14 protein-coding genes are annotated in these 14,267 nt (G+C 69.3%); 4 read left to right on the forward strand and 10 right to left on the reverse strand.

Annotation, left to right across the window (positions count from 1 at the left end; all coding sequences use genetic code 11):
* The 3 genes from GBZ26_RS18065 to GBZ26_RS18075 form a co-directional block, all read left to right on the forward strand.
* On the forward strand, positions 1-462 hold a 462-nt coding region (locus GBZ26_RS18065), incomplete at its 5' end, for a carbohydrate ABC transporter permease (RefSeq protein ID WP_174440027.1).
* Positions 463-466: 4 nt separating this feature from the next.
* Positions 467-1,543 (forward strand): ABC transporter ATP-binding protein, encoded by a 1,077-nt coding sequence (locus GBZ26_RS18070; RefSeq protein WP_174440028.1) that lies wholly within the window; start codon positions 467-469, stop codon positions 1,541-1,543.
* A gap of 74 nt (positions 1,544-1,617) precedes the next feature.
* A complete protein-coding gene (locus GBZ26_RS18075) occupies positions 1,618-2,415 on the forward strand; it encodes a DeoR/GlpR family DNA-binding transcription regulator (protein ID WP_174440029.1) in 798 nt (265 codons plus the stop codon).
* Positions 2,416-2,418: 3 nt separating this feature from the next.
* On the opposite strand, the gene GBZ26_RS18080 is transcribed toward GBZ26_RS18075, so the two are convergent.
* Both GBZ26_RS18080 and GBZ26_RS18085 read right to left on the reverse strand, forming a co-directional pair.
* Positions 2,419-3,918, reverse strand: coding sequence for an L-lactate permease (locus tag GBZ26_RS18080; protein WP_174440030.1), 1,500 nt, complete (start codon positions 3,916-3,918; stop codon positions 2,419-2,421).
* A gap of 117 nt (positions 3,919-4,035) precedes the next feature.
* On the reverse strand, positions 4,036-4,614 hold the full coding sequence (locus tag GBZ26_RS18085; protein WP_174440031.1) for an NADPH-dependent FMN reductase: 579 nt from the start codon (positions 4,612-4,614) through the stop codon (positions 4,036-4,038).
* A gap of 409 nt (positions 4,615-5,023) precedes the next feature.
* Here GBZ26_RS18085 and GBZ26_RS18090 point away from each other — a divergent pair, with 409 nt between their 5' ends.
* The gene (locus tag GBZ26_RS18090; protein WP_246654054.1) at positions 5,024-6,982 is read left to right on the forward strand and encodes a methyl-accepting chemotaxis protein; all 1,959 of its coding nucleotides are present in this window, start codon (positions 5,024-5,026) and stop codon (positions 6,980-6,982) included.
* Positions 6,983-7,060: 78 nt separating this feature from the next.
* Here the strand turns inward: GBZ26_RS18090 and GBZ26_RS18095 are convergent, their stop codons facing one another.
* The 8 genes from GBZ26_RS18095 to GBZ26_RS18130 form a co-directional block, all read right to left on the reverse strand.
* Positions 7,061-7,564 carry an L-2-amino-thiazoline-4-carboxylic acid hydrolase gene (locus GBZ26_RS18095; protein ID WP_174440032.1) on the reverse strand — a complete coding sequence of 168 codons (504 nt, stop codon included), beginning with the start codon at positions 7,562-7,564 and terminating at the stop codon, positions 7,061-7,063.
* Between the two features lie 24 nt (positions 7,565-7,588).
* Positions 7,589-8,314 carry an ABC transporter ATP-binding protein gene (locus GBZ26_RS18100; protein ID WP_211104818.1) on the reverse strand — a complete coding sequence of 242 codons (726 nt, stop codon included), beginning with the start codon at positions 8,312-8,314 and terminating at the stop codon, positions 7,589-7,591.
* Positions 8,311-9,078: an ABC transporter ATP-binding protein gene (locus GBZ26_RS18105; protein ID WP_174440033.1), complete on the reverse strand. Its 768-nt coding sequence runs from the start codon at positions 9,076-9,078 to the stop codon at positions 8,311-8,313. Before GBZ26_RS18105 ends, GBZ26_RS18100 begins: the two co-directional genes overlap by 4 nt.
* Positions 9,075-10,103, reverse strand: a complete 1,029-nt coding sequence (locus GBZ26_RS18110; RefSeq protein WP_343207291.1) for a branched-chain amino acid ABC transporter permease — start codon at positions 10,101-10,103, stop codon at positions 9,075-9,077. The genes GBZ26_RS18105 and GBZ26_RS18110 overlap by 4 nt, the downstream gene beginning before the upstream one ends.
* Positions 10,090-11,004: a branched-chain amino acid ABC transporter permease gene (locus GBZ26_RS18115; protein ID WP_174440034.1), complete on the reverse strand. Its 915-nt coding sequence runs from the start codon at positions 11,002-11,004 to the stop codon at positions 10,090-10,092. The genes GBZ26_RS18110 and GBZ26_RS18115 overlap by 14 nt, the downstream gene beginning before the upstream one ends.
* A gap of 68 nt (positions 11,005-11,072) precedes the next feature.
* Positions 11,073-12,185, reverse strand: a complete 1,113-nt coding sequence (locus GBZ26_RS18120) for an ABC transporter substrate-binding protein (protein WP_174440035.1) — start codon at positions 12,183-12,185, stop codon at positions 11,073-11,075.
* 82 nt (positions 12,186-12,267) lie between these two features.
* A complete protein-coding gene (locus GBZ26_RS18125) occupies positions 12,268-12,801 on the reverse strand; it encodes an L-2-amino-thiazoline-4-carboxylic acid hydrolase (protein WP_174440036.1) in 534 nt (177 codons plus the stop codon).
* A gap of 2 nt (positions 12,802-12,803) precedes the next feature.
* Positions 12,804-14,129 carry an FAD-dependent oxidoreductase gene (locus GBZ26_RS18130; protein WP_174440037.1) on the reverse strand — a complete coding sequence of 442 codons (1,326 nt, stop codon included), beginning with the start codon at positions 14,127-14,129 and terminating at the stop codon, positions 12,804-12,806.
* Between the last annotated feature and the right edge of the window lie 138 nt (positions 14,130-14,267).

Consider the following 14,267-nt stretch of genomic DNA (forward strand, 5'->3'; position numbering starts at 1 on the left):
TTCGAGCTGGTGCGCTGGCTTGGCCTCTACAACCGGATCGGCTCGCTGGTGTTGTCCTACCTGATCTTCACGCTGCCCTTCACCGTCTGGGTTCTGACGACCTTCATGCGCGAGCTGCCGAAGGAGCTGGAGGAGGCCGCCATGGTGGACGGCGCCGGTCCCTTCGTGATCGTGACGCGGGTGTTCCTGCCGCTGATGGGGCCGGCGCTGGCGGCGACCGGGCTGCTCGCCTTCATCGCCGCCTGGAACGAGTTCCTGTTCGCCCTGACCTTCACCCTGACCGACGACGCGCGCACCGTGCCGGTGGCGATCGCGCTGATGTCGGGGGCCAGCCAGTACGAACTGCCCTGGGGCCGGATCATGGCGGCGTCGGTGGTGGTGACGGTGCCGCTGATCGGGCTGGTGCTGCTGTTCCAGCGGCGGATCGTCTCCGGCCTGACGGCCGGCGCTGTGAAGGGGTAGGGCGATGGCGGGAGTCACGCTGCGCGGGGTGCGCAAGAGCTTCGGGCGGATCGAGGTCATCCACGGCGTCGATCTGGAGGTCGCGGACGGCGAGTTCGTCGCCTTCGTCGGCCCGTCCGGCTGCGGCAAGTCCACCCTGCTGCGGCTGATCGCCGGGCTGGAGGAGCCGAGCGGCGGGGACCTGTCCATCGGCGGGCAGCGGGTGAACGACCGGCCTCCGGCGGCGCGCGGCATCGCCATGGTCTTCCAGTCCTACGCGCTCTACCCGCACATGACCGCCTACGACAACATGGCCTTCGGCCTGACCCTGGCGCGTACCGACAAGGGGACCATCGCGGAGCGGGTGCGCGCCGCCGCCCGGCTCTTGCAGATCGAGGATCTGCTCGACCGCAAGCCGCGCGACCTGTCTGGCGGGCAGCGCCAGCGGGTCGCCATCGGGCGGGCCATCGTGCGCGAGCCGCAGGTCTTCCTGTTCGACGAGCCGCTGTCCAACCTCGACGCCGGCCTGCGCGTCCAGATGCGCCTGGAGATCGCCAAGCTGAAGGCGGACCTGCGCGCCACCATGATCTACGTGACCCACGATCAGGTGGAGGCGATGACCCTGGCCGACCGCATCGTCGTGCTGAACGCCGGACGGGTGGAGCAGGCCGGCACGCCGCTGGAGCTGTACCACCGTCCGCGCAACCGCTTCGTCGCCGGCTTCATCGGCTCGCCGGCCATGAATTTCCTGGATGTGGTTTCGGAGGGTCGGGTGGACGGGTCGGTGCGGGTGTGGCTGCCCGGCGGGGTGTCTCTGGACATCGCTGTGGACGGCGCCGCGCCGCCGGCGGGCACGCCGCTGACCCTGGGTGTGCGGCCGGAGCATGTCGGTTTGGCCGATGGCGGGGCCTGGCTGTTCGCCACCATCCTGGCGGTGGAGCGGCTGGGCGGCGAGACGCATTGCCACGCCGCGCTGGAGGACGGGCAAAAGCTCCTGGTCCGCCTCGACGGCGACCGGGCGGTGGAGGCGGGCGAGCGGTTGCGCTTGAACCTGCGGGGCGAAACCGCGCATCTCTTCGGGTCCAACGGGGAGAGACTCTGAGCGCAGGGGTGGATCGCGCTGTCCTGCTTTCGAATGAACTTGCGAGCGAAGCGGCGGTCCGCTTGAATGCCGCCATGGACATCATGACACCCCGGCAGACCGACATCCTGGCGCTGGCCCGCACGCAGGGGCGCGTGCTGGTCGACGATCTGGCCGCCCGCTTCAACGTCACGCCGCAGACCATCCGCAAGGACCTGAACGAGCTGTGCGACCGTCGGCTGCTCCAGCGGGTGCATGGCGGCGCCGTCGCCGGATCGGGGGTGGAGAATCTCGGCTACGAGGCGCGGCGGCTGATCGCCCAGGACGAGAAGCGCGCCATCGGCCGCCGCGCCGCGGAACTGGTGCCCGACAGCTCCTCCCTCTTCATCAACATCGGCACGACGACGGAGGAGGTCGCCCGCGCCCTCCAGGGGCGGAGCGGGCTGGTGGTCATCACCAACAACATCAACGTCGCCAACCTGCTGCGCCCCGAGCCGCACATCGAGGTGATCGTGGCCGGCGGCGTGGTGCGGCGGTCGGACGGCGGCATCGTCGGCGAGGCCGCCATCGACTTCTTCAACCAGTTCATGGCCGATTTCGCGGTGATCGGCGCATCGGCCATCGACGAGAGCGGGGCGCTGCTCGACTTCGACTACCGCGAGGTGCGGGTGTCGCAGGCGATCATGGCGAACGCCCGCCACGTCATCCTGGTCGCCGACCGGAGCAAGCTGGAGCGCACCGCCCCGGTGCGCATCGGCCACATCTCGCAGGTCCACACCTTCGTCACCGACGCCCTGCCCTCCGACCGGCTGGCCCGCATTTGCCGGGAGTCCGGCGTGCGGGTGGAGGAACTGTTCCCCGACCGCGCGACGGAGCCGGAACCCCAGGACTGATCCCTACACGAGCCAGACCCAGGCGGTGACGACGAGGAGCAGCGACGCCGTGGAGGCGACGCCGATGGGAAGGGCCAGCCGGTAGATCGCCGACTCCGCCTTGGTCAGCCCCAGGAGGCTGGAGGCCAGAACGATCCGGCCGGGGGTGAGCAGCGTGCAGACGCTGCCGGCCACCACCTGGATGGCGGCGGCGGCGATCAGCGGCAGGCCGCTGCCCGACGCCAGATTGACCTGGATGTGCATCATCAAGGCGTTCGACGCCGTGTTGGAGCCGGTCAGCATCCCCGTCGCCGCCCCCAGCACCGGCACCGCCAGAACGGCGGCGGAGCCGGCCACCGCCTGCCACGCCTGTCCGAAGGCCGTTGCCCCGCCGGAGGCGGCCATGAAGGCGGCCAGTTCCACGAAGACCAGGGTCGCCGCCATCGGCACCAGCGCCGCGCGCAGCGCGGGACCGGCCACCGCCAGGGCGCGCCCGCGCGGCAGTCCCGCCAGCATGACCAGGGCGATGGCGACCAGCCACGTCGAGGGGTGGCGCAGCAGGGGCATCGGGGCCAGCCCGCCGAACGGGTCGAGCACCAGCCAATCCGCCGTCCAGCCCGACAGCGGCGGCACCAGCCGGGTCGCCATCAGCCCGCCGACCAGGACCACATAGGGCCACAGCAGGGCCAGCAGCCGCGACAGACCGGCGGCGTCGCGCGGCAGCCGCCGCGCCTCCACCGCCAGCAGGAGCACCGCCGTTGCCAGCCCGCCGCCCAGTTCCGGCGCCACGAAGCGGTTGGTCAGCCAAAGCAGCCCGGCCAGCGCCAGCATCAGGGCGAGGTCCCGGACCCGGTCGGTCAGGCTGGAGGTCAGTCCGGCGCCGTGGAGCAGCCGCCAGAACACCAACAGCAGGCTGGGCAGCACGACCACCATCAGCGCCGCGCTGGCCGTCCCCAACTCGGTGAAGGACACGCCGATCAGCTCCGCCCCGACCCGCGTGCCGACACCCAGCGCGCCCCAGGGGGCGAGCATCTGGCTGAACAGGCCCAGCGCCGCGGCGTGGGCCGGCGGCAGGTTCAGCGGGCGCAGCAGGGCGAGCGCCACGACCAGCCCGACGCCGAACCCGGTCACCGATTCGGCGAAGGGACCGGCGAGCAGGCAGGCGACGAAGACCGCGCGGCGGCGCTCGGCCGGTGTCTTCGCCTCGACCTGCGCCTCGGCCTTGAGGGCGCGGGCCTCGAAGGCCCGGTGGAACAGCAGGCCCGCCGCGATGATCGACATGGCGTGCCACGCCAGCCATGCCCCCTCGCCGGCCTTCAGCGCCACGGCGGGGAGCAGACCGGGCAGTTGGGCCAGCCAGTCCGGAGCGGTGGCGCCGCTCGGCTGCGCCACCATCAGGGCCGCCATGAGCACCCCGGCGGCCAGCGCCATGCCCGCGGTTCCGGCGGTCAGCATGCTGACACGCCGTGACACGAGCAGGGCGACCGTGGCGGCGAGGGGCAGCAGATGGAGGGTCAGGGGCATGATCGACACAGGGGACCGTGGAAGAAGCGTGCTGATATACTAATATCGGCACGCTTCGGCCAGCCTCATCGGTCTTTGCGCGGCTGCCCCGCGCTCCTGGCCCGCCTTCCAGGAGGCTCAGGCGCCCTTGGCGCCGCGCAGCAGGGCGATTTCCGACAGAAGGTCGCCGATGGCGGCCAGCGCAAAGTCCAGCGCGGCCTGGTCGGTCAGCCGGCCGTCCTTGATCTTCTCGTGCACCGTGCCGATGACCACCTGCGGGCGGGCGATGACCCGGCCCATCATGCCGGACAGCGTCTCGCGCATTTCGTGCTGGGCGCGCACGCCGCCGGTGAAGGCGGGGGAGGCGGTCATGATGAGGATCGGCTTGCCCCGCACCGGCGACTTCATCGCCGGCCGCGAGGCCCAGTCCAGCGCGTTCTTAAGCACGCCGGACATGCCGTAATTGTACTCCGGCGAGATGATGACCAGCCCGTCGGCCGCGGCGATCGAGTCGCGCAGCGCGGTGGCCGCGGCGGGGGTGTTCTCCGCGTCCAAATCGGGATCGTAGGGCGGAATGTCGTTCAATGGGAACAGCGTCATCTCCGCCTTGCTGCCCAGCGAATCGGCGAGCGTGTTCAGCACCGCGGTGCAGTGGGAGTGGCGGCGGATGCTGCCGGAAAGTCCGAGAAGGCGAACGGGCTTGGCGGTGTCGGTCATCGTGTCAGTCCTGTTGCGGTTTGGGATGGATGTCCGTTCCAACGGCGCGCGTGGCGGATGGTGCCGCCCACATCATCGGGGCACAACCCGGAGGATCGGGAGCGGTGCCCGTGCCATCCGCCCCGGATCGGAGCGGACTCCGTAGAATCCACAATAGGGCCAGCAGCGCTGCGAAAACATCTAAAATACAAGATAAATCGGCGGTTTTCTCAATACTTGCAGTGGCCTAGCAGGTGGGGTGCTCTGCGGAAGTCCCCAACGGTGGTCGGGGACGGTGCGACAATATGGTGATGATTTTCTGCCATTAATACAGTAGAAATAGCACTTAAGTAGTGTTTTATGCGTGTTCTCCGCGACGGGGTGCTGGCTTATGCGCGATAATGGACCGGTTACGAACCGCGAAATCGAAATGGCCGACGACATGCTGCTGGTGTCGCGGACCGACACCCGCGGCAAGATTACGTTCGTCAATAAAGCATTTGTTGATATCAGCGGTTTTTCGGAAACCGAATTACTAGGCGCACCTCACAATCTTGTGCGCCATCCGGACATGCCCCCGGCGGCCTTTGCCAACCTGTGGGAAACCATCAAGGACGGCAGGCCGTGGGAGGGGCTGGTCAAGAACCGGTCCAAAAGCGGCGATCACTATTGGGTCAAGGCGAACGTCACCCCGATCACCGAGAAGGGTGTGGTGACGGAGTACATCTCCATCCGGTCGAAGCCGAGCCGTGACGCGGTGGCGGAGGCGGAACGCATCTACGCCGAGATCCGCGCCGGGCGCGGCCAGCAGTACGCGTTGCTGGACGGCCAGATCGTCCGCCGCGGCTTCGGCGTCTGGCTGAGCAATCTGGTGTCCAGCATCGGCGGACGCATCCTGGCGACCAACGGCCTCCTGTTGCTGACCGTCATCGCCCTCGGCGGGGTGAGCCTGACGGGCAGCGACAGCGTCGGGATCTTCGCCGGGCTGATGCTGTTCGGCCTGCTGGTGGCCGGCATCGGCACGCTCAGCGTGATGGGCACGGTGCGGCGCCCGCTCGGGCTGGTGGAAACCCACCTGGACGCCATCGCCCGCGGCGACCTGATGACCAACGTCCCCAGCTCCGGCGTGGCGGAGTTCGCCCGCATCCGGTCGCAGATCCGCGCCGTGAAGGCGAAGCTGAACTACTCCACCCAGGAGCGCGCGGAGCGCCAGCGCCAGGCGGAGGAGGAGCGCATCACCGCCCTTCAGGCCATGGCCGAGACGGTGGAGCGGGAGGCCAGCCACGCGGTGGAGCAGGTGGCCCTGCGCACCGGCGGCATGGCCCAGGACGCCGACGCCATGGCGACCTCCGCCGAGCGGGTCAGCATCAACGCGCAGAACGTCGCCGCGGCGGCGGAGGAAGCGTTGGCCAACGCCCAGACCGTGGCGGCGGCGACGGAGGAGCTGGCGGCGTCGATCCGCGAGATCTCCGCGCAGATCGCCCATTCCAGCGCGGTCACCCGCCGCGCCGTGGAGAACGGCCAGCGCACCCAAGGCACCATCCAGTCGCTGTCGGAGGCGGTCGGCCGCATCGACGAGGTGGTCAAGCTGATCACGGACATCGCCAGCCAGACCAACCTGCTGGCGCTGAACGCGACCATCGAGGCCGCCCGCGCCGGCGAGGCCGGCAAGGGCTTCGCGGTGGTGGCCCAGGAGGTGAAGAACCTCGCCAACCAGACCGCCCGCTCGACCGAGGAGATCACCCGCCTGATCGCGGAAATCCAGGGGGTGACCAGCACCGCCGTCGGCGCGGTGGCGGAGATCGGCGACACCATCGGCGAGATCGACCAGATCTCCAGCGCCATCGCCGCCGCGATGGAGGAGCAGGCCGCCGCCACCCAGGAAATCAGCCGCAACGTGGTGGAGACCTCCAACGCCGCGCAGGAGGTGTCGGTGCGCATCGCCGCCGTCTCCAGCGACGCCGACCAGACCGGTTCGCAGGCGTCGGGCGTGCGGGCCGGCTCGGACGAGGTGGCGACGAGCATCGACGAGCTGCGCCGCGTGCTGGTGCGCGTCGTCCGCACCTCCACCAGTGACGCCGATCGCCGCCGCAGCCCGCGCTACCGGGTGAACGAGGCTTGCGGCGTCGTGGTCCATGGGCGCGACCAGTCCGGCACGCTGACCGACCTGTCGAACGGCGGCGCCATGCTGAGCGCGATCGCCGGCCTCGGCGTGGGCGACCGCGGCACCCTGCGGCTCGACCGCTTCGGCCTGTCCGTTGCCTTCGAGGTGCGGGCCATCGACAAGGCGGCGGTCCATGTCCGCTTCGCCGAGGCCGACGTCGCCCAGCCGCGCTTCCGCGACGTCTTCACCCAGCTCACCCGCGGGCTTCAGCCGGTGGCGGCCTGACGAACCGCATCCCGTCCTGAAAAAGCGACGGCCCGGCGTTCCGCACGCCGGGCCGTTGTCGTTTCGGGCTCTCTCTGTTCAGCCTTGCGGCTTGTCCACCCGGTAGCGGAAGTCGCAGTGGCTGGCGCCCTGCATGATGGTCTGCGTCCGCTCCATCTTGATCGACGGGTCATAGCCCGTGCAGAAGGCGGCGTCACGGTTGCAGGACAGCAGGTGTCCGATGTGACCGAGACCCATCTCCCGGTACATCTCGGCGTAGCGGCAGCGGGTGACGTTGTAGTCGAACCGCGTCTCGTCCTGGTGCAGCACCTCCAGCCGCAGCGCGTCGTCCTTCGTCCACAGGGGCTGCAGGTCGGCGAAGCTTTTCAGGCTGGTGCCGTTGGGCTCGGTCGCGGCGAAGGCCGCGGCGGATTCCACCGCGGCGCGGGTGATGGCGGCGCCCAGGATGTCCTGCGCCACCGCCTCGCCCAGCCGGGCGGCCATCTCCTCATAGACCGGCTTGAGGATCGCCGCCTCGATCCCACGGCGCTCCAGCATGCCCATCGCCGGCTTGGCCGGGGGCGTGTCGATCGGTTCGGTCATCGGTGTCTCCGTCTCAAAAAGCCGTCAGTGGGCGTGCCCGCCGAGATAGGCTTCGGCGATGCGGGGGTCGTCACGGAGTTGGGCGGCCGGACCGGCCAGCACAATGCGCCCGTCCTCCATCACCGCCGCGTGGTCGGCGACCCGCAGGGCGGCGCGGGCGTTCTGCTCGACCAGCAGGATCGACACGCCCTCCGCCCGGATGCGCTGCACCAGATCGAAGATCTGCGCAACCACCATCGGGGCCAGACCCAGCGACGGCTCGTCGAGCAGGAGCAGGGCCGGGCGGCGCATCAGGGCGCGGGCGATGCACAGCATCTGCTGTTCGCCGCCCGACAGCGACCCGGCGTTCTGCCGCAGGCGCTCCCGCAGGACCGGGAACATGTCGAGCATCCGGTCGAGTTGGCCCAGCCCGATGTCGCCGCCGCCGAGCACCAGATTCTCCCGCACGCTCATGTTGGAGAAGATCTGGCGGCCCTCCGGCGCCTGCGACAGGCCGAGCTTGACGATGCGGTGGGCGGGCAGGTTGGCGATGGCCTCGCCGCGGAAGGCGATGCCGCCCCGGCTCGCCCGGTAGACGCCCGAGATCGCCCGCATCAGCGTGGTCTTGCCGACGCCGTTGGAGCCCAGCACGGCGACGATGGCGCCCTGCGCCACGGTCAGGTCGATGCCGTGCAGGATCTCCTGCGGCCCCATGGTGACGTGCAGGTTCTCGATCGCGAGGATCGGCGCGTCGGCTTGCGGCTGGCTCATGCGTCCACCCCCAGATAGGCTTCCAGGACCGCCTGGTCGCGGCGGATGGCGTCGGGCGGGCCGTCGGCGATCTTGCGGCCGGAGGCGAGCACCAGGATGCGCTGGCAGATGCTCATGACCAGGGTCATGTCATGCTCCACCAGCATGATGGTCAGGCCGGTGCCGTGCAGCCGCTTGATGAAGTCGGCCAGCGCGCGGGTCTCGGTGTCGTTCAGGCCGGCGGCCGGTTCGTCGAGGATCAGGAAGCGCGGCTGCATCGCCAGGGCGCGGGCGATCTCCAGATACTTGCGCTGGCCGTAGGGCAGGTTGGCCGCCAGCTCGCCCGCCACATGGGTCAGGCCGACGGCCTCCAGCGCCTCCCAGGTGCGGCGGCTGATCTCGGCGGAGCGGGCGCCGCCCCCGGCGAGGGAGCCGAACAGGGCGCCCAGCGCCCCCTGCGGCAGCGCGCCCACGGCGCCCACCGACACGTTGTCGAAGACCGACATGTTCGGGAAGACGCGCAGGTTCTGGAAGGTGCGGCTGATGCCCAGCCGGGCCACCTGGTTGGTCTTCAGGCCGCTGATGGTCTTGCCGTCGAAGGTGACGGTGCCCGACGACAGCGGCGTGAAGCCGGAGATCAGGTTGAACAGGGTGGTCTTGCCGGCGCCGTTCGGGCCGATCAGCCCGACCAGCTCGCCCTCGTCCACGTGGCCGGTCACGTCGTTGACGGCCAGCACGCCGCCGAAGCGGCGGCTGACGTTGCGGATGTCGAGAAGATGGGTCATCGCCAGCCGATCCCTTCGCCCTTCACGGTGTTGCGCCACGCCGCGCCCAACTGGCGCCGCGCGAGCTGGAGCGCGGAGACCTCGCCCAGCAGGCCCTTCGGCAGCAGGAGGATCGACAGGAACATCACCAGACCGACCATGATGTTGCGGAAGTCGCCGAAGGCGCGCAGCCCCTCCGGCAGCAGGATCAGCAGAAGCGCGCCGATCACCGCGCCGGGCAGGCTGCCCAGGCCGCCCACCACCACCATCGCCAGGATCAGGATGGATTCGGAGAATTTGAAGTCGCCCGGTGAGATGTAGCCGGTCATGTGCGCCCACAGGCTGCCCGCCACCCCGGCGAAGAAGGCCGACAGGGTGAAGGCCTCCATCTTCAGGCGCGCCGTGCTGACGCCCATGGCGTCGGCGCATTGGTCGTCCTCGCGGATCGAGCGCAGCGCGTTGCCGTAGTAGGAGTGGCTGAGCCGGCCGATCGCCAGCACGCACAGCGCCACCACCGTCGCCACCGTGTAGTAGGTGGCGAGCCGGCCCGACAGGCTGACGCCGAACAGCTCCAGCCCCTTGGTGACGATGATGCCGTTGGGGCCCTTGGTGAACTCCACCCAGTTCAGCATGACCAGATAGAGCATCTGCCCGATGGCCAGCGTCGCCACGGCGAAATAGATGCTGACCAGCCGCATGGTCGGCAGCGCCACCAGGAAGGCGATCAGCGCCGCCACCAGACCGGACAGCGGCAGGGTCACCGTGAAGCCCAGCCCGAACTTGGTCGAGAGCAGGGCGGCGGTGTAGGCGCCGACCCCGTAGAAGGCGGCGTGCCCGAGATGCAGCAGCCCGGCCACCCCGGTGACCAGATGCATGGAGGCGGACAGCAGGATGAAGATCAGCGCCAGATTGGCGATCTGGTAGAAATAGCCGCGGTCGAAGCCGGCCAGCATGGCCGGCAGCCCCACGAAGACCAGCAGGGCGAGCAGGAGCGGAATCAGCGCGCCTTGCCCGCGCCGCGGCGCCGACAGGTCAGACACGTTCACGGCGCGCTCCGAACAATCCGTTGGGGAAGAAGATCAGGGTCAGGATCAGGAAGCCGTAGGCCACCATGTCCGACCAGCCCGACGACACGAAGGTCGTCGCCATGCTCTCCGAGATGCCCAGGATCAGGGCGCAGATCACCGCGCCGGGGATCGAGGACAGACCGCCCATCACCATGGCGACGAAGGCCTTGATGCCGGGGACGAAGCCCATGGAGGGGAAGATCGCCCCGTAATAGAGCCCCGTCAGGATGCCCGCCGCCGCACCCATCATCGAGCCGACGACGAAGGTCATGATGATGGTGCGGTCGGTGTCGATGCCCACATACTTGGCGCCCAGCGGGTTGTTCGACACCGCGCGGATCGACAGGCCGATGCGGGTGCGGGTCAGCAGATACTGGAGACCGATCAGCATCGCCGCGGCCACGCCGAAGATGATGAAGTCGCCGGTGACCAGGATCACCGGCCCGATGCGCACCGGCGTGTTGATGAGATACTCGAACGGGACGGAGCGCATCTGCGACCCGAACACGATCTCCAGCGCCTCGCGCACCACGATGGACACGGCGAGCGAGGAGAGCAGGGTGGATTCGCGCATCGCCCGCGACTTCAGCGACGCCTCGTCGGTGAAGCGGCGGAAGGGCTTGAAGGCGATCCGCTCCAGCGAGAATCCGGCCATGGCGCCGATCGCCAGGGCGATGAAGATCACCGCGAAGATCGGCGGGGCCGTCGCGGAAATCAGCACCAGCCCGGCGAAGGCGCCCAGCGTGTAGACCTCGCCATGGGCGAAGTTGACGACGTTCAGCACGCCGAAGATCAGCGTGAAGCCGATCGCCATCAGCGCGTAGGTCATCCCCAGCGACAGCCCGATGGCGAGCTGCTGGAGGTAGTATGGGTCGATCATGCGGGCCGTTCGCTGGAGATCGTTGTCTTATCGGGTCGGTCGTTGCCGGATTGGCCTGCGCGAAGCGGTCAGTCGGCGACCGGCACGAAGGCGCCGCCCTTGACCTCGACCTTCACCAGCTCCTTCTCGGCCTCGCGGTCGGCGCTGAAGCTGGTCTTGCCGGTGACGCCGGCGAAGTCCTTGGTCTGGGCCAAGGCGTCGCGCACCTTCTCGCGGGTCGGGTTCGGGTAGGCCTTCTCGACCGCGGCCAGCATGATGCGCACGGCGTCATAGGCCTGGGCCGGGAACTGGCCCGGAACCGCGCCGTTGGAGGCGGCCTTCCACTCCGTCACGAAATGCTGGATGTGCGGGGCCGGGTCGGTCGGCAGGAAGTTCGAGGTCAGGTGCACGCCCTCCGCCGCTTCGCCGGCCAGCTCGATCAGCTTCGGGCTGTAGGCGGCCGAGGTCGAGTAGACCGGGGTCTTGATGCCGAGCTGCTGCACCTGACGCAGGAATTGCGCGCCGTCCTCGTAGAAGAAGCCGGTGTAGATGGCGTCCGGCTTCGCGCGCTCCAGCTTGCTGATCAGCGAGCGGTAGTCCTTCAGGCCGCGGTTGAAGAACTCGGAGAAGACCACCGTGCCGCCGTTGGCCTTCACGCCGTCGGTGAAGCCGGAGACGACGGACTGGCCCCAGTCGGTCTGCTCGGCGATGACGGCGATGTTCTTGTAGCCCTTGGACAGCATCCACTTGGCGTTGTAGGGGCCTTCCTGCGCCTGGGTGGCGATGTTGCGGAACTGGTACTTGGAGATCTTGGTGTAGTCGGGGTGCGAGGCCGTCTGCGAGAGCTGCGGCATGCCGGCGTCCTTGTAGACCTGCGCCGAGGCCATCGACACGCCCGAGGTGAAGTCGCCCAGCACGCCGACGATCTCCTTGTCGTCCACGAACTTGCGGGCGATGTTGGTGCCTTCCTTGGCGTCGGAGCGGCTGTCCTCGAAGACGATCTCGGCCTTGAACGGCTTGCCGGACGCGTTGAACTCGGCCAGGGCGATCTCGGCGGCCTTGCGGAAGTCCTGGCCGTACTGGGCGGTCTCGCCGGTCAGCGGCAGCTGGTAGCCGATCTTCACGGTGTCGGCGGCCAAAACGGTGCCGGCAAGCGCACCGGTCATCAGGGCGGCGAGGGAGGCGGTCTTCAGGGCGGTCATCGTGTGTGAACCTTTCTTGTGAAGGCCGGCTTCGAGGCCGGTGTTGGGCAGCGTCGTACGGTTGGGCAGCTTACTCGGCGGGTCAGGCGGCCTTCGGGCCGGGCAGGACCTTCAGGCGGCAACAGCCCTCGTCGCCGGGCTTCCAGGTCTCGCCGCGGAAGACGAAGCCGGCCGCCTCGAACAGGCCGCCGTCGATGGCGCCGGCCATGTTGCACAGCAGCTCCAGATCCTCGTCGGACTTGCCCTGGGCCTGCCACGCCTCCTTCAGGGGGCAGCGGTGGAAATGAATCTCCAGCGCGTCGCCGTCGCAGCGCTTGATCTCCGGCGCGAACATGGAGTCGCGGTTGGGGATGCCGTCCAAGAAGGCGTGGCACAGGCCGGCGAGGTCGTCCGGGCCGTGCGCCGCGTACTTCACGCCCATCGCCTCGCCCAGGCGGCGGGTCGCCTCGCGCCCGATGTCCAGCGCCGTCTCGGTGCCGTAGCGCTCGCGCAGCACGTCGAACATGTGGGCGTAGGACGCGGCCCGCATCGCGTAGGCGTTGCGCAGCTGCGTGGCCTGGTCCGGGGCGGCGCCAGCGGCGGGTGCAAAGGCAGACGCCTTGGTGTCTTCAGTCATGGTCAGATTTCCCGGATGTCGTTCCAGCGGTATTGCAGGAGTTTGAACGGCCCGATGCGTTGCAGCAGGTCGTTGAAGGGCAGGGGGCGCGGCTCGGTCAGCGGCAACGCCAATTCCGCGGGATCGCGGCCCAGCGCGGCGTAGGCCAGCTCCCGTCCCAGCGAGACGGACAGGGCGACTCCGCGCCCGTTGCAGCCCGCCCAGGTGAAGGCGTTGGGGCCGAGTTGGTGGACCCGCGGGGTGTAGTCGGTGGTCATGGCGATCCGCCCGTTCCACACATGGTCGAACCGCAGGCCGCGCAGGGTGGGGAACATGGAGGCCAGCCGGAGCCCGACGATGCGGCGCAGCCGGTCGGCCCCGTCGACGGGGACCAGCAGTGCGCCGCCGCTGACCAGCCGGTGATCGGCGGTGTAGCGCATGAAGCGCAGGTCGCCGTGGGTGTCCGACATCGCCTGACGGCCCGGCAGGATGCTGCGCCGCTGCGCCTCGTCCAGCGGCTGGGTGGCCATCTGCCAGGACAGGACGGGCACGACCTCCGTGCGGATCTCCGGGAAGACCGCGGCGGCGTAGCCGTTGGTGCCCAGCACCAGGGCATGGGCGGTCACCGTGCCGTCCGGCGTGCGGGCGACCCAGCGGTCGCCGCGCCGCTCCACCGACAGGACGGGGGAGTTGATGAAGACCGACGCGCCGGCCTCCACCGCCTTGCCGGCCAGCCCGCGGGCCAGCGCCAGCGGGTTGATGTGGCCGCCGCTGCGGTTCATCCAGCCGCCGTAATAGGCGTCGGTGCCCAGCAGGTCAGAGATGCCGGCGCGGTCGAGCAGCTCCACCGGAGCGCCCCGGCTGCCCCACTGCTTGGCCCGCCGCTCGGCGATGGCGATGCGGCCCGGCGAATGGACCGGCTGCACCCAGCCGGTCTGCTCGGCCGCGCAGTCGATGCCCAGGCGGCGAATCAGGGCGAACAGGGTCTCGGCGCTGTCGCGGATCAGCGCGACGAAGCGCTCGCCCCGCTCCGGTCCGAACGTGGCGACGAGGTCCTCGGGGTCGGGACGGGTCAGGGTCGGGATGACCTGCCCGTTGTTGCGCCCGGACGCGCCGCGCCCGATCTCCGACGCCTCCAGGACGACGGCGCGCCTGCCCGATTCGGCGGCGTGCAGGGCCGCCGACAGGCCGGTGAAGCCGCCGCCGATCACCAGCAGGTCGGCCTCCACCGCGTCTTTGAGCGCCGGAAGGGCCGGCGGCGGCGGGGCCGTGGCCTCCCACAGGGAGTCGGGCCGTTGCCAGATGCCGCCGGTTCCAGGAACACCGGTCTTCTTCTCTATCGCCTTCACCGTGTCTTGTCCCACGTCTGTCGGGTGAAATCGGCCCGATCATGGGACAAATTGCATACTCGGGCAATTACCATGGACCGGGCGCGGTAATTTTCCTGTTTCGCACACAAACCATAGGGAGATAGGAATGGTTTGTAC

Source organism: Azospirillum formosense (assembly GCF_013340925.1).
Taxonomy (GTDB): domain Bacteria; phylum Pseudomonadota; class Alphaproteobacteria; order Azospirillales; family Azospirillaceae; genus Azospirillum; species Azospirillum formosense.

What these genes read in the sequence shown, in the direction of transcription:
- GBZ26_RS18070 (WP_174440028.1), top strand. Translation starts at nt 467, where the DNA reads ATGGCGGGAGTCACGCTGCGCGGGGTGCGCAAGAGCTTCGGGCGGATC.
- GBZ26_RS18075 (WP_174440029.1), top strand. Translation starts at nt 1,618, where the DNA reads ATGGACATCATGACACCCCGGCAGACCGACATCCTGGCGCTGGCCCGC.
- GBZ26_RS18080 (WP_174440030.1), bottom strand. Translation starts at nt 3,918, where the DNA reads ATGCCCCTGACCCTCCATCTGCTGCCCCTCGCCGCCACGGTCGCCCTG.
- GBZ26_RS18085 (WP_174440031.1), bottom strand. Translation starts at nt 4,614, where the DNA reads ATGACCGACACCGCCAAGCCCGTTCGCCTTCTCGGACTTTCCGGCAGC.
- GBZ26_RS18090 (WP_246654054.1), top strand. Translation starts at nt 5,024, where the DNA reads ATGGCCGACGACATGCTGCTGGTGTCGCGGACCGACACCCGCGGCAAG.
- GBZ26_RS18095 (WP_174440032.1), bottom strand. Translation starts at nt 7,564, where the DNA reads ATGACCGAACCGATCGACACGCCCCCGGCCAAGCCGGCGATGGGCATG.
- GBZ26_RS18100 (WP_211104818.1), bottom strand. Translation starts at nt 8,314, where the DNA reads ATGAGCCAGCCGCAAGCCGACGCGCCGATCCTCGCGATCGAGAACCTG.
- GBZ26_RS18105 (WP_174440033.1), bottom strand. Translation starts at nt 9,078, where the DNA reads ATGACCCATCTTCTCGACATCCGCAACGTCAGCCGCCGCTTCGGCGGC.
- GBZ26_RS18115 (WP_174440034.1), bottom strand. Translation starts at nt 11,004, where the DNA reads ATGATCGACCCATACTACCTCCAGCAGCTCGCCATCGGGCTGTCGCTG.
- GBZ26_RS18120 (WP_174440035.1), bottom strand. Translation starts at nt 12,185, where the DNA reads ATGACCGCCCTGAAGACCGCCTCCCTCGCCGCCCTGATGACCGGTGCG.
- GBZ26_RS18125 (WP_174440036.1), bottom strand. Translation starts at nt 12,801, where the DNA reads ATGACTGAAGACACCAAGGCGTCTGCCTTTGCACCCGCCGCTGGCGCC.